Here is a 17,268-nt window from a genome sequence, read left to right on the forward strand (position 1 = left end):
CTGCGAGATGATGGAGCCGTGGCGGGAAGTATATGAGTCCTCAGATGAAGCAGTTCACGGCGGCAACCCGGGAGTGGTTTCTGGGTGCCTTTCCGGCGCCCACACCCGCTCAAACAGGAGCGTGGAAGGCGATTTCCGGCGGATCTCATTCGCTCGTCATTGCCCCCACCGGTTCCGGTAAGACCCTCGCGGCCTTCCTTTGGGCGCTGGACCGGCTGATCGCCGTCGAGCGGGATCCGGAGGTCAAATCCGGCACACGTGTGCTGTATATCTCCCCGCTGAAGGCCCTCGGTGTGGACGTGGAGCGGAATCTGCGTGCTCCGCTGATCGGCATTACGCAGACCGCAAAGCGGCTGGAGTTGGCGGCTCCGCACATTTCCGTCGGCGTCCGGTCCGGAGACACGCCGGCGGCGCAACGGCGCTCGCTGCTCGCGCACCCTCCGGATATCCTCATCACCACGCCCGAATCGCTGTTCCTGATGCTCACATCCAAGGCCCGTGCCACGCTGGCACAGGTGGACACCGTGATTCTTGACGAGGTGCACGCCGTGGCCGGGACTAAACGGGGCGCACATCTGGCGGTGTCTTTGGAACGCCTTGATGCCCTGCTGGATAAGCCTGCGCAACGGATTGGCCTCTCCGCCACGGTGGAGCCACGGGAAACCGTGGCGCGGTTCCTGGCAGGCTCGGCCCCGGTGGAAATCGTAGCTCCCGTCACTGCGAAGAATTGGAACCTCACCGTCACCGTGCCGGTGGAAGACATGACGGCGCTGCCGGCACAGGCAGGAACGCGAGGAGGGGACGACGGGCCCGGACCGGCAGCGAACGCCTCGATTTGGCCGCACGTGGAGGAAAAGATTGTCGATCATGTGCTCGCCAACAATTCCACCATTGTCTTTGCCAATTCCCGGCGGCTTGCCGAACGGTTGACCGCCCGGCTAAACGAAATCTACGTCCAACGCCTCGCGGACAGTGCTGCACTTTCGGACAGTGCTGCACTTTCGGACAGTGGCGTGCCGCCGGACAGTGGCGTGCCGCCGTCGTCGGCCGTCCTCGCCACGCCGGCACAACTGATGGCGCAGGCCGGAGCGACCGGCGGGGCCGAGCCTGTCCTTGCGAAGGCCCATCATGGTTCCGTTTCCAAGGACCAGCGCGCCCTGATTGAGGATGATCTTAAATCCGGCCGATTGCGCTGTGTCGTCGCCACTTCCAGCCTTGAACTGGGCATTGACATGGGTGCTGTGGACCTGGTCATCCAGGTGGAATCTCCACCGTCGGTGGCCAGCGGCCTGCAGCGGGTGGGCCGCGCCGGGCACCAGGTGGGCGAAATTTCCCAAGGCATTATGTTCCCGAAGCACCGCGCGGATCTGGTCCACTCGGCCGTTACCGTGGAGCGGATGCTGGCGGGACGGATCGAGTCGTTGTACATTCCGGCAAATCCGCTCGATATTCTGGCGCAACAGACGGTGGCGGCCGCCGCCTTGGGCAGCATTGATGTGGAGGAATGGTTCGATACGGTACGGCGCTCGGCTCCGTTTGCAACATTGCCGCGGTCCGCTTTCGACGCCACCTTGGATTTACTGGCCGGCCGTTACCCCTCCGACGAGTTCGCCGAATTGCGCCCGCGGATTATCTGGGACCGGACCGGCGGCACCATTACCGGACGCCCCGGCGCCCAGCGGCTCGCGGTTACCTCCGGTGGAACCATCCCGGACCGCGGCCTCTTCGGCGTGTTTATCGTCGGCTCGGAACAGGAAACCGCGCCGGGGGCAAAGGCCAAGGGCGGCCGGCGGGTGGGTGAACTCGACGAGGAAATGGTGTACGAATCCCGCGTCGGCGACGTCTTTGCCCTTGGCGCCACGAGCTGGCGGATCGAGGACATCACCCATGACCGCGTTCTGGTTTCTCCGGCGTATGGACAGCCGGGGAAATTGCCGTTCTGGAAGGGCGATTCGCTGGGCAGGCCCGTCGAGTTAGGCCGTGCGCTCGGCGCCTTCATGCGCGAGCTCTCCGGAGCGGATGCCGCCGCAGCCTTGGAAAGATGCCGGGCCACGGGGCTCGATGACTGGGCCGCCGCCAACCTGCTCGGCTACCTTACGGAGCAAAAACAGGCCACCGACGTCGTCCCCAATGACACCACCTTGCTGGTCGAACGCTTCCACGATGAACTCGGCGACTGGCGGGTGGTCCTGCACAGCCCGTATGGAATGCCGGTGCATGCACCGTGGGCCCTGGCAGTGGGCGCGCGCTTGCATCTGCGATACGGCCTGGACGGCTCCGCCATGGCCTCCGACGACGGCATCGTGCTGCGCGTGCCGATGATGGATGACGAGCCACCGGGGGCCGAACTTTTCCTTTTCGAAGCCGCCGAGTTGGACAGCATTGTCACGGCGGAAGTCGGCGGTTCCGCACTTTTCGCCTCAAGGTTCCGCGAATGTGCAGCCCGCGCGCTGTTATTGCCGCGGCAGAACCCGGGCAAGCGCTCCCCGCTGTGGCAGCAGCGCCAGCGCTCCGCCCAGCTGCTGGACGTAGCACGCAAATACCCGACGTTCCCGATCGTGCTCGAAACCGTGCGTGAGTGCCTGCAGGATGTCTACGACCTGCCCGCGCTGAAGGAGATCGCGGCCAGCATTGAACGGCGCGAATTGCGGCTCGTTGAGATAACGACCCCACAGCCCTCCCCCTTCGCCAGATCCCTGCTGTTCGGCTACGTGGCGTCATTTTTGTATGAGGGCGATTCACCGCTGGCCGAACGCCGGGCAGCGGCGCTGTCCTTGGATCCGACCCTGCTCAATGAACTGCTGGGCCGGGCGGAACTGCGCGAGCTGTTGGATCCACAGGTTATCGATCAGACGGAAGCCCAACTGCAACGGCTGGCCCCGGACCGCAGGGCGCGCGGCATGGAGGGGGTAGCGGATCTGCTGCGGTTACTGGGACCGCTGAGCGAGGACGAAATCCAGGCCCGGCTGGAACCGGAAACAGATTTGTCGGCCGGCCTGCATGCAGCCGCGTTGGTCAAGGCCAACCGGGCCTTGAAAGTCCAGATGGCCGGGACCGAACGATATGCTGCCATCGAGGACGCGGCCCGGCTGCGCGACGCGCTGGGCATTCCGCTGCCCATGGGCGTTCCATTGGCCTTTATTGAACCCGTGGCGGACCCGCTCGGTGACCTTTTGGGCCGCTACGCGCGAACGCACGGACCGTTCACCGCAGCGGAAGCTGCCGTTCGGCTGGGACTTGGTGTCGCCGTCGTCGGCACCGGCCTTGCCAGGCTTGCCGCCGACGGCCGCGTGACCGAAGGCGAATTCCGCCCCACCGGGGCACCTGCGGTCCAAATACCGCCACCGACATCAGCGCCAGCGCCGGCCCCGTCGGAGTGGTGCGATATTGAGGTGCTCCGCAAGCTGCGCCGTCGTTCGCTGGCGGCCCTCCGCGCCGAGGTGGAGCCGGTGGATCCTGCCGCTTACGCGCGGTTCCTTCCGTCATGGCAGCATGTTCGCAGCACCGGCAAGCCCGGGCAGCATGGCCAGTCCACTCAGTTAAGGGGGCTCGACGGCGTGCTCACTGTGGTGGATCAGCTTGCGGGGGTTCCCATTCCGGCATCCGCGTGGGAGCCCTTGGTGCTCGCCGGCCGGATCGGAAATTTTGTCCCGGCCATGCTCGATGAGCTCACCGCCGCCGGGGAGATCCTCTGGTCCGGCGCGGGTTCGCTGCCCGGAAATGACGGCTGGATCAGTCTCCACGTCGCCGAATCGGCGCCGCTGACGCTCAATCCGCAAGCCGGGTTCGAACCCAGCGACCTGCAGCAACGGTTGCTGTCCCATCTTTGCGGCGGCGGCGCATATTTCTTCCACCAGTTGAAAGAGGTGGCCGGCTCAGCGTCCAGTGACACCGAAGTGCTCACCGCACTGTGGGAGCTTGTCTGGGCCGGACGGATCAGCAATGACACATTCGCTCCCGTCCGGTCGCTGCTGGCCGGTGGCCATACGGCGCATCGGCAGCCGCCGACAACTCCCCGACTACGCTCGGCCGGGCGCTACGGGCGTTTGGGGCGTGCCTCGGAAGCGGCAACCGGGAGCCTGCACGGCTCCGGCACCGATGGATCCGGGGCTGTCTTAGCCAGCGCTGTCTTAGCCGGCGCCAGAGCAAAGCGGAGCGCGCCTCCGCTGGCCGCCGGGCGCTGGAACGTCCTGCCGGCCCGGGAAGCGGAATCTACTGTCGCGGCCCACGCAATGGCCGAGCTGCTGATGGACCGGTACGGGATCGTCACGCGCGGCTCGGTGATGAATGAGAACATTCCCGGTGGTTTTGCACTGATGTACAAGGTGCTCGCGCGGTTGGAAGAATCGGGGCGCAGCCGGCGCGGATACTTCGTTGAACATCTCGGCGCGGCTCAATTCGCCGTCCCGGCAACGGTGGACCGGCTCCGCTCCTTCACGCAGGACGACACGCGCCAATCCGAACCGACCGCACTTGCCCTGGCAGCAACGGACCCCGCCAATCCGTACGGCGCAGCCCTTGCCTGGCCTGCGCTGGACGTGGGGCACCGACCGGGACGCAAGGCCGGGGCGCTGGTGGTGATGGTCGACGGCGAACTGGTGCTATATGTGGAGCGCGGCGGTAAGACCGTGCTCGCCTTCACCACCGACCCCGTTCATCTCACCCTCGCCGGCCGGGCCCTGGCCGGCGTGGTCAAACGCGGCGCTGTAGACAAACTCGCCATCGAAAAGGTCAACGGCCAGGGAATCCTGGACACTGTGCTGGCCGCTGCGCTGGTAGAGGCGGGCGCATACACCACGCCCCGCGGGCTGCGGATCCGTGCCTGAGCGCGGTCATGCCTGAGGGAGATACCGTCTGGCGCCAGGCCCGGCAGCTGGATCAGGCGCTCACGGGTAAGGTCCTCACACGCTGCGACATCCGCGTGCCCGCGTTCGCCACCGTGGATTTCACCGGCTCGGTGGTGGAGAGCGTTCAGTCCCGCGGCAAGCACCTGCTCATCCGGGTCGCCGGCCAGCTCATTCATTCACATTTGAAGATGGAGGGCAGTTGGCACATATACCCGGTGGACCATGCAGCGAAGTGGCGCCGCCCGGCCTTTACCGCCCGCTGTATCCTCGGCACCCTGGACACGACCGCCGTCGGATTTTCCCTCGGACTGCTTGAGGTGCTGCCACAGGAACGCGAGGCGGACGCCGTTGGCTATCTGGGCCCGGATCTGCTCGGCCCGGATTGGGATGCGGACGAGGCGCTGCACAGAATTTCTGTGGCCCCGGCCCGCCCCATCGGGCTGGCTCTGTTGGACCAGCGGAACCTGGCCGGAATCGGCAACGTCTTCCGCTGCGAGCTCTGCTTTTTGGCCGGCGTCCATCCGGCAGTTCCGGTCGGTGACGTCCGCGCCCTGCCCCGGCTGATCGAGCAGTCCAAGCGGCTGCTCGAGGCCAATAAGAACCGCTCCTCACGCAGCACCACCGGCGGTCCTGCCCGGGGCGATGCGGCGGTCTGGGTCTATGGCCGGGAGACTAAACCCTGCAAGCGCTGCGGCGCCCTGATCCGGCACGGGACCCTGCCGGATCCCCAGTCTCCGGCGCAGCGGGCCCGCGACATTTACTATTGCCCCCGCTGTCAGCCGGCGCCTTAGCCCCCGCTGTCAGCAACTCCCGGCAGAGGCGCCCGAAGCTGACGCATCAACGGGCGCAGACTTGAACCGGGTTCGTGCGCCGGCGTGTCCCGGCGCATCCGCCGTCCTGAACGCTGCGCACATTGCACGGGGGTATTGGCGCCGTGGCGCCAAAATGCCGCAAAAGTGCCGTCGCGATGACCGGTAGAATTGGGCCGTGATGAAATCCCCCCTCCCGGTGCGCAACGGCGTCAATGCAACCCGCCTTCGCCTGCCCGCTGAGGGCCCATGGATTACGGCCATGGACTACGTACTGGAGCGCTTCGGTCACGTGGACGCCGTCGGCATCGTGAACCGCTTTGCCCGCGGCGAGGTCCGCGCGCTCGGCGGCAGCGTGGTCACCGAGCACACACCGCTGGCCGAGCACACCTTCATCTGGTACTACCGTGAGGTCCCACCGGAAGTGCGGATACCGGTGGAGCTTGAGGTGCTGCATCAGGACAAGGATCTGGTGGTGGTGGATAAGCCGCATTTCCTCCCGACTACGCCCGGCGGCAGGTATGTGGCGGAATCGGCGCTGGTCCGGCTCCGCAACCTGCTGGATCTGCCGGAATTGGTGCCGATCCACCGGCTGGACCGGATGACCGCCGGCGTCCTGCTCTTTGCAGCCAACCCGGAAACCAGGGGAAAGTACCAGCTGCTCTTCGAAAAGCGTGCCGTCCAAAAGCAGTACGAGGCCGTCGCGGCAATCCGTCCCGAGCTGGATCTGCCGCGGACCGTGACCTCCCGAATGATCAAATCCCGCACCTACCTGCTGGCGCAGGAGGTTCAGGGAGACCCGAACACGCAGACGCGCGTCGAGCTGTTGGCTACGCACGACGACGGCGCGGGCCGCCGACTGGGCAGGTACAAATTGGAACCCCACACCGGCAAGACGCACCAATTGCGCGTGCACATGGCCGGTCTGGGTATTGGCATCCTGAACGATTTGTTCTATCCGGATCTGTATCCGGAGACTGCGGATGACTATAGCAAGCCGCTGCAGCTGCTGGCACGCAGCATCGCCTTCACCGATCCGCTCACCGGCCGGGACGTTGAATACCGGAGCCGGCGTCAGCTCAGTGCATTGCCGGCCGCGTAAACTTCCCGGAAAACGGACGCAATGTCCGTGTTGAAAAGCACAAACTCAATCAGCTCAGGCTCAGTCAGCACAGGGTCAGTCAGCACAGATTCGCTCCCCATAGCCCCAGCCGGTGATCTGCTGCCCGCCCACCGCGCACGCTGAAACTGCGCGACGGCGTCAAACGCCACTTGTGCCACCTGGGCTGCCGGCCAGCCGTAGACCCCGGCACCGACGGCAGGAAACGCAATGGACCGCGCCCCCACCCGGGCGGCCTCCTGCAGGCTTGAGCTAAAGCACGATGCCAGCAGCGCGGGGTCCCGCTGACCGGCATGCCGGTTCGGGCCCACCGTATGGACCACCCAGCGCGCGGGCAGATCAAAGGCTTCCGTCGACACGGCCGCGCCCACGGGCAGGCCGTCCGGAAGCACCGTCCGCCGCAGCTCGCGGCACGCAGCCAGTAACCGCGGGCCGGCCGCCCGGTGGATGGCGCCGTCGACACCGCCGCCGCCGAGCAGCGAAGAATTCGCCGCATTCACGATTGCATCGACCCTGCGGACGGTAATGTCGCCTTGCACGATGCTGATGTCCATGCCGCTAGTCTGGCATCGGCCGTGCGGCGACACCACCCACCGCGTGGTACCAGTATCGGCGCGCAACGGCTACATTGAAGCAGTGGACCTCTTGAGTGCAGGCAACTGGGCCTTCGCGCTCTATCCGATCATGGCAGCGGCCGTTGCGTTGGATGCTGCCATTCCGCCCATTCCCTCCGAAGCCATGGTGATAGCCGCCGGATCGCTGTCGGCCGGCGGAGACGTGATTCTGCCGCTGGCATTGACGGCGACAGCTGTGGGCTCCATCCTCGGAGACCTCTTGGTCTACAGCCTGTTCAAGCGCCGGCTCACGCACGTGCTGGACCGTTTCCAGTGGGGCCGTCTGGTTCATAAGGGCATCCGCAAGGCGGCGGCCAGGGGTGGCCGCTCCTCCACCGCCGCGGCGATGGTCGCCGGACGGTTCATCCCTGCCGGGCGCACCGCCACGATGGCAGCTGCGGGAATCGCGGAAGTCTCCACGCTGCGGGTGCTCAGAGCGAGCGCGCTGGGCTCAATCATCTGGGCCTGCTGGATGGTCGGTCTGGGGTATCTCACTGGCCGCAACAGCAGTCTGCCGTTCTGGGCCAATTCGCTGATCGGCGTTGGGATGGGGCTCGCAATCGGCGTGCTGATGGCCGGCGTCATCGCTCTGCGCCGCCGCCAGTCGCGATCCCGCCGCGCGGTCGACCCGACGGACCCGTCCGCTGCGGAGCCGGAGGACATAGCCGGGCCGTAGCACTCAGGGTCCGGCTACTGCGCTGATCGGCACCCATTTGCCCCGGATCCGCCGTGTAACGGTGACCGGACCGGTGACGGCGACGGACTCTACGGCGTGCCGCACGCTCGCCCCGGCGTTGCACGCCTGACGGTTTTCATCGTCGTACCGGGCCGCCTGCACGGTGAAACGCAGACTGATCTGCGGGACCCCGCGCACAACGTCCAGCTGATTGGCCTCCACCAAGTGGATGGAACCGAGAGTTTCCACGGCGGTTGCCAGCACTGATTCCGGCGCGTTTCCCGGGCGCAGACCGGAAATTCTGAGAATCGCACGGAAGGACGGCATGATTCCAGCGTACCAATGGCATCAGAATCCGGGCCTCGGGGCTAACGTGGATGTCATGTGCGATACCGATTCCCCCACCGTCCTTCCCACCACCGGCACCGGGACCACTCGGCAGGATTGGGAGCGGTTCCGCCTGAACCGCAATGCCGCGCTATCGGATGGGCATGGCTGGCTGAGCCTGACGTCGCTGCAGTGGCTTAGCGCCGAGGCAGCCGAGCTGCGGCTGTTTCCAGGGTTATGGAGCGCGGACAACGGCTGGGCTGCGGATAAGGAAGGGAATACGGACGACGGCGCCGCCACCTTGTGGGCGGAACCCGGAGACGGTCTCCTGTTCGCGGACAGCCAGCTCCCCGCCAGCGGCACATTAACCGCTACCCTGGCGGACGAGGAGTCGCTGCTCTGGGTGCAGCACGGCAGCACCATTGCGGAACTGGCCCGGCGCGGCGGCCGCTATTTGGTTCGGACCAGGGATTCGCAGTCGCCGGTCCTGCAGGCATTCCACGGCGTCCCCGTCTTCGATTTCCGGGCGGATCTGGTATTGCCCGGCAGGTTCGAGCCCTATCCGGGGCCCCGAGTGGTAAACCGTACTACCGCGAATGAGACGGTGTCTGCGAGCACGGAAATAGTGGGCGAGCTGGTCTTCGAATTGGACGGCCACGACCACCGCCTGCTGGCGGAGGATGGCGGGAGCGGGGCGTTGGACGTGACTTTCCACGACGCTACAAATCACCGGAGCACCGCCGGCTGGCGCAAGCTGACGGTCCCGCGTCCGTCCGGCACCGCCGTCGTGCTGGATTTTAACAAGTCGATGAACTATCCCAGCGCTTTTACCGCGTTCGGCACCTGCCCGATGCCCGTGCAGGGGAACCGTCTGGACGCGCCGATTGAAGCCGGCGAAAAGGCTCCGGACTCAGACGATCGCTGAGACTCCGGTGATGGCGCGGCCCGTGATCAGCGTATTGATCTCATGCGAGCCCTCATACGTGTAGATGGCCTCCGCATCGGCGAAGATTTTCGCCATCCCGTAGTCCGTGACAATCCCGTTGCCACCGAGCACAGCGCGGCCCATCGCCACCGTCTCCCGCATTCTGGCCGTTGTGAAGGCTTTCGCCAGCGCCACCTGCTCCATCCGCGCCCCTGTGCCGCCGGCGTCGGCCGCATCGCGAAGCCCGGCGATCCGTACCATCATGGCCAGGCTGGCCGTCGCATTTCCCAGCATCTGCACCAGCTGCTGCTGAACGAGTTGGAAGCGCGCCAGCGGCCGGCCAAACTGCTGGCGTTCGACGGCGTATGCACGGGCGACGTCGAACGCGGCCAGCTGCTGCCCTACCGCCTGCCAGGCCACCATCACCCGGGAGCCCAGGAGCAGCTGGTTGGTGTCGGCGAACGCGTCGATTCCGGCAAAGCGGTCCGCCTCCGAAATGGTCACATTTTCCAGCACAATATGGGCGTTCTGCACCGTGCGCAGCGCTATCTTGTGTTCAATCTTTGTCCGCGTCACGCCCGGAAGGTGAGCATCGAGGATGAAGCCGCGCACCTGCCCGGTGTCGGTATCCTTGGCCCAGAGCAGCATGTAGTCGCAGAACGTCCCGTTGCCGATCCAGCGTTTGGACCCGTTGACGACCCAGCTCTCAGCGCAGCCGTCGGTCCCGCGGATGCGGGTTGCCGTCGTCGTCATCCCACCCGCTACGTCGCTGCCGTGATCCGGTTCGGTCAGGGCAAAGGCTCCGGTAATCCGCAACGCCATGGCATCCGCCAGCAGCCGCGATTTCTGCTCCTCGGAGCCGAACTCCTGCAGCGACTGAACAAACAGGTCATGGTGGACCAGAAAAAACGTAGCCAGCGAAGTGTCCACCCGCGTCATTTCTGCCACCACAAAGCCGGCAAAAAGATGGCTGTACCCATGCAAGGCCGGCGAACTCAGCTCAAGGCGCGCCAGCGCTGGCAAAATATGAGCCGGAAATTCCGCCACATTCCACCAGTCCGCGGCGAACGGCGCCACCTCCGCTGCCAGAAACTCCCGCAACTGCGCCAGCTTGCCGCGCTCGGAGTCCGAGAGCAACGCCTCAAAGTCGTAGAAATCCGCCTGCGGCAACTCTTCGCGGTCCCCGGCCATTATTTGGGCTGCATTCGGATGGCGCCATCGAGCCGGATGGTCTCCCCGTTGAGCATCTCGTTTGCCACAATGTGCTCCACCAGGGATGCGTATTCATCCGGTTTCCCCAGCCTGGCCGGGTGTGGAACCGCCGCGCCCAAGGATTCCTGAGCCTGAAGCGGAAGCCCGGCCATCATCGGCGTCTGGAAAATCCCCGGCGCGATGGTCATCACCCGAATCAGCGAGCGGGCCAGCTCGCGGGCAACCGGGAGTGTCATCGCTGCCACCGCCCCCTTGGACGCGGCATATGCCGGCTGACCGATCTGCCCGTCAAAGGCTGCCACGGAAGCTGTATTGATGATCACGCCTCGCTCGGACGTTCCAAAGGCGCCCGCCAGCGGCTCGGTGGCCGCCATCGCCTGCGCTGCGAGCCGGAGCACATTGAAGGTGCCGATCAGATTGATCTGGATAACCCTGCTGAAGTTCTCCAGCGGCAGCACCCCGTCGCGGCCCAGCACCTTGCCGGGGGTAGCGATGCCGGCACAGTTGACCAGAATGCGCAGCGGTCCCAGCTTGGCGGCGGCGTCGACCGCGGCCTGCACCTGCGCCTCGTCTGTTACATCAGCGGCCGCGAAAACAGCCCGGTCCCCCAGCTCCGCGGCCAGGTCCGCGCCCTTGGACTGCGGCAGATCAAGCAGGACGACGGCGGCACCAGCTGCGTGCAGGCGTCTGGCAGTCGCTGCTCCAAGGCCGGAGGCACCCCCGGTTATGAGCGCGACGGCATTCTTGATGTACATAATTTCCTCCACAATGAGGCTGCGATGGTCCGTACTGAAACTGTTAATGAAGCCTAACTGAAATGCCTGTAAGCAGGAACACGGGGGACGTCGGGGCGCCCGGGGCGGGTCCTTACCACCCCGGGCCGCCCGAATCCCGGCTAACGGTAACGTTGCGACGGTGAGTGCTGCACCGAGAACCGACGCTGAGCAGTGGTCCTTGCGTGCCGAAGCTGCCGCCCACACCGTGAATGCCGGCTTCGGCCACCGGCTACTGGGCATACCGGGCACCTGGCTCGCCTCGGTAAAGAGCCCCAGCCGGCCGGGGCCATCACGGCACCGGCCCCGGAGCAGCCTGGCACCGTGGGTACAGTGGCACTATTGGTGGCAGGCACACTATTTGGATGCACTAGTCGATTCGGCCTGGCGGGAGAAGGCACTTGGGCAGGCCACGCCCGAGCTGCCAGCGACAAAACGGCCAGCAGCAAACCGGGGTGACCCTTTCCTGCAGTCCCAGCGGCTGCTGCGGGCGATTCGTCTGCGGAATTTCCTGCGCCTGACCAACAGTTATTACGACGACATGGCGTGGCTGGCCCTAGCGGCCGGGCGGCTGGACGAGTTGGCCCTGGATACAAACAAAATCGGCCTGCGCAGCGCGCGCCGGGCCAAGGTCGTGTTGGAGACCCAGCTGGTCCGTGCCCATACCAATGATCTGGGCGGAGGCATTTTTTGGTCACGCAAGCGCGACTTCAAGAACACTCCGGCTACCGGCCCCTCCGCGCTGTATTTTGCCCGCAACGGGCAGCCGGACCGCGCACAAAGCCTGGTGGATTGGCTCCGCAGCACGCTCTTCGACCCGAAGCAGGGCCTGTATCTGGACGGCGTCCATCCCCACCCCAGCGGCCCCGAAATCGAACCCACCATCTACAGCTACAACCAGGGTCCGGTGCTGGGCGCGATGCTGGAACTCGGCGGCGAGCGCAACCTGGCGCATGCTGCCGAGTTGATTGACGCCGTCGCCCGTCACCTGAGCACTGCACAGACCGCAGACGACGGCGGCACTCTTCGCCCGCTGCGGTTGCACGGTGGCGGCGACGGCGGTCTGTTCACCGGTATCCTGGTCCGCTATTTGGCGATCGCGGCCCGGCATCCGGATCTGGCCGCACGAACGCGCCGGCTGGCTGGAGACCTGGTCCTGGATACAGCCGAGGTACTTTGGGCGGGCAGAAACCGGGACTCAAACCCTGTTTTCAGCAGCGATATTGGTCTGCCCGCTGATGTAACGTATTCCGCTGGCAAGATGGTGGAATTGTCCACCCAACTTCAGGCATGGGAGACGTTCGAAGCCGCGTTTCGGCTGACCGCCCCGGGCGATGACGCGGGCACTGGCGTAACAGACTAGATTGGCCTACCGTCGAAATGTCCGCGCTCGGCCCAACCGCAAGCCGGCCAACCGCGTCGGGGACGGCGCCCCCTGTTCTCGTGCTCGTGGCAATGACGCTGGCAAGTGCCATGGTTCTGATCGATCAAACCGCCGTCCCGCTGACGCTGCCCGCGATAGCGACGGACATCCGGATATCGACGCAGCTTGCCCAATGGGTGCTCAACGGGAGTCTCCTGCCGCTGGCCGGGGTTCTGGTGCTCGGCGGCCGGCTCGGTGATCTCTTTGGGCAACGGAAGATGTTCCTGATTGGTTCGGTCCTGTTCGCAGCGGCATCCGCAGCCGCCGGCCTCGCCCCGCAGTTCGGTGTGCTTCTCGGCTTTCGTGTACTGCAAGGTATCGGCGGCGCCCTAATGCTTCCGAACACCGCCGCGATCGTCAGCGCTGCATATTTGCGAAAAGATCAAGGCAGGGCTCTGGGCACGATGGGTGGAGCAGCCGCTGTTGCCGGTGCGGCGCTGTGCTGCTGTCGGTCACCCTTGATCGGCCCGCTGGTGACCGCAGCCGCCGCGGGCGTTGGATTTTTTGTTATTGCACTGCTCGGTCAATATCCCAATTACCTCGGCGCCACCGTCAGTCAGGCCGTCGCCGGCATGGCTGAAATGGGCCTCGGGATCATCTTCCCCCTCGTGTTGATCTTGAATCTGACAATGGATCCAGTCATTGCAGGACTAGCTCTAATCCCTGCCACGCTACCGATGATCGTCGTCGCCCGGCTTGCCGGTCGCTGGTACGACAGCGATAGCGGACGCATTCCACTGGTTACGGGTTTCGGGTTGTTGGCAGCATCGGGCGTCCTGCTCGCGCTCGGCGTCCTGCAGAACTCCTATGCATGGATTCTTCCCGGTCTCATCGTCTACGGCATCGGTCTGGCATTGGTGCTGACAGTAAATGACCCAGTCAGCCTCGACACAGTCCCCCACACCGTGCATGGGCAGGCATCCGGTGTTTCGGCGACAGCCGAGCAGTTCGGCGGCGCGCTGGGCATCGCGTTGCTTTACCTGGTGTTCCACACCAGCTACCTGAACAGGTTCGCGTACATCGTAGCCAACGGACCGGTGACAGGCCTCAGCCCATCTGCCGCAGCCGCTCTCAAAGCGAAGCTGCTCGGCGCCGAGTCGACGGGGTTGCATCCCGCGTCGTTCGGCGCTGAACTCATGCCGTACCTGCGGCTGGCACGGGAAGCGTCGAATTTCGGTTACATGGCGGCGTTCCTGACGGTTACAGCGCTATCGGTCATTGCGCTCGTCGCCGTAGCACGGCTCGTGCGGCAGCCGGCATCGGATGCGGAAGCTGACTAAGGAAAGCGCGCGATGCTGGTGCCCGGCGGTGAGCGCAACCTGGCGCACTCAGCGGACCTGATTGTCGCCGTCGCCCGTCACCTCAGCACTGCACCGACCGCTGACGACGACGGCGCGCACGGTCCGCCCGCACCGTCACCATAGAGGTACTTATGAAAGAGTGAAATATCCGCCGCTGGAATGTGTCGTGGCGGGGTCACATCATTTTGTTTAATTTCACCTGCTCGCGTATGGGATAGCCCGGCTGAGCCGGCTTTCGCTTTAAACCGCGGTTTGCATGCCCGGCGCATATCACGGTTTTACCGTTGCTGTATAAACGCCGCGGAAAACAAACACGTCTTTCCGGCGAATGGACCAATGGGCCAATGGTATCCTTACCGGAGTGCCGGTCTTGGAATTTATTGCTATTCGGCACAAAACAAAATAGCGGCGTGACCGTGACGCAGGTGTGGGGCACTGGGCACGGCCGGATTCCCGGCTGCCAGGAGTATGGGCGGGAGCCTGGATGGGGGAAGGGTGCGGGCATTGGGGGCAGGGCATCAACACGTATTTTCAGCTGGAAGTCTGTTCGAAGATAACCAAAATCCGGGTGACCAGGAGGCCGCCTTACTGAGGGCTTCCGGGCGGTGGCCATTATCGGGCCGGGCGGGCATGGTGGCCGAATTGCAGGGTTACCTGCTTACGCAGCCCGTAGCGGGGGTCATCCTCACCGGTGAGTTCGGCGTAGGCAAAACTGCGTTGGCACAGCACGTACTGGATAACTCCGCAGTTCTGTGGAAGTAGTTCATATCCGGTGCACTGAATCCGGATCCAACCGCGCCTATAGTGCCTTGGATTTTCTGCTCGGCGGACTGGATTCGAGCGTTACGGATAATCCGCTCGCGCTTTTGGGTGTGCTTCAGGAGCGGCTGGGGGACGCCGGCGGGGGTCGGCCTGTTGTCCTGTTTGTAGACAATGCGGAGGATCTGGATCCGTGGTCCGCCACGGTATTTGCCCAGCTTGCCCGGCATCACAGCGCCCGGTTGCTGGTGGTGTGCCAGCGCATGCCTAATATCACAGAGGAGCTATCCGCCCTCTGGAAGGACGGGTTGCTGGCCCGGATGGACGTAGGTCCGCTGGAACCGGCAGACACGACCGACCTCCTTACAGCGGTCCTGGGTGCCCCGGTGTCTGGAGTTCTATCCCGCGTCTTTCAGGACGCCACCGGCGGAAATCCGCTCTTTCTCCAGGCTCTCACCACCGAACAGCTCGCGTCCGGGCAGGTGAAGATATCCGGCGGGTTCTGGGTGCTGGGGACACGGCGGCTGGAATTGGGCCAACATGGTTTTAACCGTGTGGACCTCAGGCTGCGCCGGCTGAATCCGGCGCAGGTGAACGTCCTGGAAGTTCTTGCGTTGGTCGGGCAGGTGCCGTTGCACCTGCTCCCGTCCTTGGTGGACGGTGAAGCCGTTGACCAGCTTCAGGAACAACGGCTGATCACAGTCGGCCCGTGCCCGGATCTGGGTGCACGCATCTCCTGCCCGCTGATTAGGCATGTGGTGAGGTCCCGGATCCCCAACGGACGGAGCCGGCAACTGCTCGAACACAGTCTTTCCCTGCTGGGACCGGTGTCCGCTATGGCTCCGCCGGCGCAGGTGGCCGTGGTCACCTGGTGCCTGGACTGCGCGGTCACGGTCTCCCCCGGTGATTTACTCTCCGCTGCACGTGCAGCGAATGCTCTGCATGATTCATCGGCAGCGCTGCGCTTTGCCGGCGCTGTTCCCGGCTACCAAAATACCCCTTCGCTGGTGATCGAACAGGTCAATGCCCTGGTGCAGGCCGGGCAATTCACTGATGCCCTGGCGGCGGTGGAATCTTTTGACTGTCAGCCCTGCGGTCCCGGCTGCCTGCCGGCATGGACGGCACTTCAGCTGACCCGCTGCAGGTTATTGCAGCACCATCCGGACCGCCATACTGAAGCGGGCCCGCTGCTGCGCTCGATCCGGGCGCGGATCGAACAGGCAGATCCACTGCACAGGGACGGGCTGTGGGCCGTCTGCAGCAATGTGGAAGTGGTGGAGTTGGAGATGGCAGCCTTTGAAGGCAACTTCCGTGCAGTGGAGGAATCCGCGGGGGCGGTGCTGGCTGCCATGCCCGACGGCGGCAGTCTCCTGCGCCTGCAGGCCCAAGGATGGCTGGCTGAGGCCCGGGCCATGGGCGGGTACCAGCTGCAGGCAACAGCACTGGCCACGGACGCCGCGGCGAGGTTGGCAGACGCCGGTGTGGACCAGGCGGCCGTCGAATCCGCGCAAGCCCATGTGTTTCATGGCCTGCTCCTGGCCGGTCAATGGAACATGTGCGCCGATATGCTGACCAGCCAGCGCAAAAGCCCGGAGGTGGTGAACGACCTCAATGGTCCCGCAGCTGATGTCGCCGAAGGCATCCTGCACGCACTGGCCGGGCGCGGACAGCTTGCACTGGCGAAATTACTGCCGGCCCTGAGCCAGGCGCGGGCTATTGATGCCACCAGAATGACCGTCCTCGGGGAGGCAGCTGCAGCGTATGCCCATGCCCTCACCGGCAATCTCGACCTCGCAGGCAAGCATCTGGACCGTGCCCAAGCCCGCCCGGAACGCCTCTGGTGGTCCGACAGACAGCTCGTTGTGTTCTTCACCGCGATGGCTGCCGCGCTACAAGGCCATAGCGGCACGGCCGTCACATCCCTGTTGGATGCCGCGAAAGAAAACCAAGTCCGCGGAGCCGCGGCTGTGGAAATGCTGCTGGTATGCGGCGTCGTCCAGCTGGGCCAACACAGCCAGGCTGAGCGCCTGACCAAGCTGGCCTCCGAACAGGAAGGAGACCTCGCGAAAGCATGTGAACTTTTTGGCCGCGCAATCACAACCCGTAACCCGGAACTGCTGCTGGATGCGGCGGCGGCGGCATTAAAGATGAACTGGGCGCCGCTTGCTTTCGCCGCCAGCGGCGCTGCGCTGCCGCTGGCAGAACACGCGCAGAACCGCCGGCTCATCCGGGATGCCCGGCGCCTGAGCACGCAGGCTCAAACAGTCGGCACGCTCGCGATGAAAACTGATCCAAACACCGCAACCCTGACACGGCGGGAACACAAAATTGCGGTCCTGGCCGTGGCAGGGTCCACCAGCAGGGACATCGCGGAACAGCTCCATGTCTCAGCCCGCACCGTGGAAGGCTCCTTGTACCGGGTCTACGCCAAACTCCAGATTTCCAACCGTGAACAACTCAAATTGGTTTTGAGGTAGGCGAA

At 64.8% G+C, this 17,268-nt stretch carries 14 protein-coding genes; 10 read left to right on the forward strand and 4 right to left on the reverse strand.

All coding sequences use genetic code 11. From position 1 onward, the window contains the following. The first annotated feature begins 32 nt into the window (after nucleotides 1-32). The 3 genes from IV500_RS12055 (at nucleotide 33) to IV500_RS12065 (ending at nucleotide 6,758) form a co-directional block, all read left to right on the forward strand. On the forward strand, nucleotides 33-4,826 hold the full coding sequence (locus IV500_RS12055) for an ATP-dependent helicase (protein ID WP_196397058.1): 4,794 nt from the start codon (nucleotides 33-35) through the stop codon (nucleotides 4,824-4,826). An 8-nt stretch (nucleotides 4,827-4,834) separates the two neighbouring features. Continuing rightward, a complete protein-coding gene (locus tag IV500_RS12060; RefSeq protein WP_196397059.1) occupies nucleotides 4,835-5,638 on the forward strand; it encodes a DNA-formamidopyrimidine glycosylase family protein in 804 nt (267 codons plus the stop codon). A gap of 199 nt (nucleotides 5,639-5,837) precedes the next feature. Then, nucleotides 5,838-6,758, forward strand: coding sequence for a pseudouridine synthase (locus tag IV500_RS12065; protein WP_196397110.1), 921 nt, complete (start codon nucleotides 5,838-5,840; stop codon nucleotides 6,756-6,758). Here the strand turns inward: IV500_RS12065 and IV500_RS12070 are convergent. Further along, nucleotides 6,731-7,330: an O-acetyl-ADP-ribose deacetylase gene (locus IV500_RS12070; RefSeq protein WP_196397060.1), complete on the reverse strand. Its 600-nt coding sequence runs from the start codon at nucleotides 7,328-7,330 to the stop codon at nucleotides 6,731-6,733. The two genes, IV500_RS12065 and IV500_RS12070, sit on opposite strands and share 28 nt — an antisense overlap. Here IV500_RS12070 and IV500_RS12075 point away from each other — a divergent pair. Beyond that, the gene (locus tag IV500_RS12075; RefSeq protein ID WP_196397061.1) at nucleotides 7,329-8,066 is read left to right on the forward strand and encodes a DedA family protein; all 738 of its coding nucleotides are present in this window, start codon (nucleotides 7,329-7,331) and stop codon (nucleotides 8,064-8,066) included. The two genes, IV500_RS12070 and IV500_RS12075, sit on opposite strands and share 2 nt — an antisense overlap. A 3-nt stretch (nucleotides 8,067-8,069) precedes the next feature. Here the strand turns inward: IV500_RS12075 and IV500_RS12080 are convergent, their stop codons facing one another. Next, a complete protein-coding gene (locus IV500_RS12080; protein WP_196397062.1) occupies nucleotides 8,070-8,393 on the reverse strand; it encodes a hypothetical protein in 324 nt (107 codons plus the stop codon). On the opposite strand from IV500_RS12080, the gene IV500_RS12085 reads away from it, so the two are divergent. Continuing rightward, nucleotides 8,392-9,318, forward strand: coding sequence for a DUF1684 domain-containing protein (locus tag IV500_RS12085; RefSeq protein WP_230854875.1), 927 nt, complete (start codon nucleotides 8,392-8,394; stop codon nucleotides 9,316-9,318). The two genes, IV500_RS12080 and IV500_RS12085, sit on opposite strands and share 2 nt — an antisense overlap. On the opposite strand, the gene IV500_RS12090 is transcribed toward IV500_RS12085, so the two are convergent. Together IV500_RS12090 and IV500_RS12095 are read right to left on the reverse strand one after the other, a co-directional pair. Further along, nucleotides 9,304-10,509 (reverse strand): acyl-CoA dehydrogenase family protein, encoded by a 1,206-nt coding sequence (locus IV500_RS12090; RefSeq protein ID WP_196397063.1) that lies wholly within the window; start codon nucleotides 10,507-10,509, stop codon nucleotides 9,304-9,306. The genes IV500_RS12085 and IV500_RS12090 overlap by 15 nt on opposite strands. After that, nucleotides 10,509-11,285, reverse strand: coding sequence for an SDR family NAD(P)-dependent oxidoreductase (locus tag IV500_RS12095; protein ID WP_196397064.1), 777 nt, complete (start codon nucleotides 11,283-11,285; stop codon nucleotides 10,509-10,511). The genes IV500_RS12090 and IV500_RS12095 overlap by 1 nt, the downstream gene beginning before the upstream one ends. Nucleotides 11,286-11,445: 160 nt before the next feature. Here IV500_RS12095 and IV500_RS12100 point away from each other — a divergent pair, with 160 nt between their 5' ends. From IV500_RS12100 to IV500_RS22150, 5 genes are all read left to right on the forward strand, one after another. Next, nucleotides 11,446-12,666: a glycoside hydrolase family 76 protein gene (locus IV500_RS12100; RefSeq protein WP_196397065.1), complete on the forward strand. Its 1,221-nt coding sequence runs from the start codon at nucleotides 11,446-11,448 to the stop codon at nucleotides 12,664-12,666. Nucleotides 12,667-12,758: 92 nt separating this feature from the next. Further along, nucleotides 12,759-14,006, forward strand: coding sequence for an MFS transporter (locus IV500_RS12105; RefSeq protein ID WP_196397066.1), 1,248 nt, complete (start codon nucleotides 12,759-12,761; stop codon nucleotides 14,004-14,006). Nucleotides 14,007-14,018: 12 nt separating this feature from the next. Continuing rightward, nucleotides 14,019-14,150, forward strand: coding sequence for a hypothetical protein (locus IV500_RS21940; protein ID WP_281064032.1), 132 nt, complete (start codon nucleotides 14,019-14,021; stop codon nucleotides 14,148-14,150). A 507-nt stretch (nucleotides 14,151-14,657) separates the two neighbouring features. After that, the gene (locus IV500_RS21945; protein WP_196397067.1) at nucleotides 14,658-14,789 is read left to right on the forward strand and encodes a P-loop NTPase family protein; all 132 of its coding nucleotides are present in this window, start codon (nucleotides 14,658-14,660) and stop codon (nucleotides 14,787-14,789) included. Then, complete coding sequence (locus IV500_RS22150; RefSeq protein WP_196397068.1) at nucleotides 14,780-17,263, forward strand: helix-turn-helix transcriptional regulator; 2,484 nt, start codon at nucleotides 14,780-14,782, stop codon at nucleotides 17,261-17,263. The genes IV500_RS21945 and IV500_RS22150 overlap by 10 nt, the downstream gene beginning before the upstream one ends. Nucleotides 17,264-17,268 lie beyond the last annotated feature (5 nt).

Source organism: Arthrobacter terrae (assembly GCF_015708085.1).
GTDB classification, from domain to species: domain Bacteria; phylum Actinomycetota; class Actinomycetes; order Actinomycetales; family Micrococcaceae; genus Arthrobacter_M; species Arthrobacter_M terrae.

What these genes read in the sequence shown, in the direction of transcription:
- IV500_RS21945 (WP_196397067.1), top strand. Translation starts at nt 14,658, where the DNA reads ATGGTGGCCGAATTGCAGGGTTACCTGCTTACGCAGCCCGTAGCGGGG.
- IV500_RS12075 (WP_196397061.1), top strand. Translation starts at nt 7,329, where the DNA reads ATGCCGCTAGTCTGGCATCGGCCGTGCGGCGACACCACCCACCGCGTG.
- IV500_RS12095 (WP_196397064.1), bottom strand. Translation starts at nt 11,285, where the DNA reads ATGTACATCAAGAATGCCGTCGCGCTCATAACCGGGGGTGCCTCCGGC.
- IV500_RS12090 (WP_196397063.1), bottom strand. Translation starts at nt 10,509, where the DNA reads ATGGCCGGGGACCGCGAAGAGTTGCCGCAGGCGGATTTCTACGACTTT.
- IV500_RS12105 (WP_196397066.1), top strand. Translation starts at nt 12,759, where the DNA reads ATGACGCTGGCAAGTGCCATGGTTCTGATCGATCAAACCGCCGTCCCG.
- IV500_RS12065 (WP_196397110.1), top strand. Translation starts at nt 5,838, where the DNA reads ATGAAATCCCCCCTCCCGGTGCGCAACGGCGTCAATGCAACCCGCCTT.
- IV500_RS12080 (WP_196397062.1), bottom strand. Translation starts at nt 8,393, where the DNA reads ATGCCGTCCTTCCGTGCGATTCTCAGAATTTCCGGTCTGCGCCCGGGA.
- IV500_RS21940 (WP_281064032.1), top strand. Translation starts at nt 14,019, where the DNA reads ATGCTGGTGCCCGGCGGTGAGCGCAACCTGGCGCACTCAGCGGACCTG.
- IV500_RS12085 (WP_230854875.1), top strand. Translation starts at nt 8,392, where the DNA reads ATGATTCCAGCGTACCAATGGCATCAGAATCCGGGCCTCGGGGCTAAC.
- IV500_RS12070 (WP_196397060.1), bottom strand. Translation starts at nt 7,330, where the DNA reads ATGGACATCAGCATCGTGCAAGGCGACATTACCGTCCGCAGGGTCGAT.
- IV500_RS12060 (WP_196397059.1), top strand. Translation starts at nt 4,835, where the DNA reads ATGCCTGAGGGAGATACCGTCTGGCGCCAGGCCCGGCAGCTGGATCAG.
- IV500_RS12055 (WP_196397058.1), top strand. Translation starts at nt 33, where the DNA reads ATGAGTCCTCAGATGAAGCAGTTCACGGCGGCAACCCGGGAGTGGTTT.